The organism is Chitinimonas violaceus (assembly GCF_052601015.1).
Genome location: NZ_JBQXDJ010000036.1, coordinates 1 through 1,243 on the forward strand (window position 1 = coordinate 1; position 1,243 = coordinate 1,243).

Here is a 1,243-nt window from a genome sequence, read left to right on the forward strand (position 1 = left end):
AGGCATCGCCGTTGTCGTCGGTGAGCTTGGCCTGGCTGTTGTAGGTACGAAGAACATCGGCGTCGACACCACGCCCGACCAGCAACTCATCACGTCGTTGCAACACCAGATTACCGTGGGCGACATTAACGAAGACGCCTTCGCCAGCCTGCCCAAATGACTTGGCGGATTGCCCCGCGCCTAAGCGCGGCGCCAGACTGCCTTGAAACAACCCCGTATCCTGTCCTGCAACGATTGCCACCATCTCTACACCCTAAACCTGAAAAAAGCAGGCCGCCATGAGACGCAGCAGCCTTAGTCAGGGAATATCACCGGACGGAGTTAGCAATTGTTTAGGTAGCAACTGAAAATAATTAAGAGAATTTGTAGAAAGGTGAATTTATCGACCTGGGTTGGTCGGTTTTGTGAGTCCGGGAGGCAAATGGTAGCGCGCGTGTCTACTCACTCAACCTTTTCTCAGGCGCAGAGGCGGGCTTCTTCAAAAATAACGTCCAAGCCGGGACAGAAGACCCATTGAAAATTGTACTAGGCGGTACCTACACTCGCGCCCTGTTAATAGCGCCCTGTTGACGTCATTAAATAGGAGAGAAAAATTGCAGGTATTGAACTCACAGGAAACTGGGCAAGTTTCAGGTGGAATAGTCGCATTCAGACCTATTTTATGCCCCCGGTGCCCGCCGCGAACTGCTCCGAAACGCTGAGATAAACCCTTAGGCATTGATACCGCAAGGAGAGCGGATTCACTCCAGCTTTTAAACGATCAGGGAGTCAACCACCGACTCGTCTATCAGACATCGTTAAAGACTGACCCATTGGTCGACATACCTTGCTGCGTTATCATTCTGCTGACGCTAAGAGCGTCCTGTTTACGTGGTCCTGATTGAACAGGCAAAACCAGAAAGAGATTTGATGCAATTACTTAACATACTGGAAATCGATCAAGTAAACGGTGGGACTACTTCTTATGTGAGAGCGATAGACGCATCAGATAATCAGGTCATGAATAACTCAGCGCAGAAACCGGCGAGACCGATGAGCCCTGTGCCGAAGTTTGACTTTTCTCGCCATCAAGACTTGTTTTCTCTTACTTCTGCTTTCACCACTTTTTGAATTTAGGGGTCGCTTCAGAAAACGGAAAATAAAGCACGTTAAGGTCGCCTTCGACTCTTTTGATTTTTAGCAAAATCATTGAGATCGTCAGCGATTGGTACGACAACAAGGGCCATGAGCGTCAACGCTAGCG

1 protein-coding gene is annotated in these 1,243 nt (G+C 49.3%); it reads right to left on the bottom strand.

Features of this window, described 5'->3' with window-relative positions; translation table 11 throughout:
* A partial coding sequence (locus ACUHMQ_RS12765) for a hypothetical protein (protein WP_445295847.1) occupies positions 1 to 244 on the bottom strand: 244 nt, incomplete at its 3' end.
* Positions 245 to 1,243: the final 999 nt, after the last annotated feature.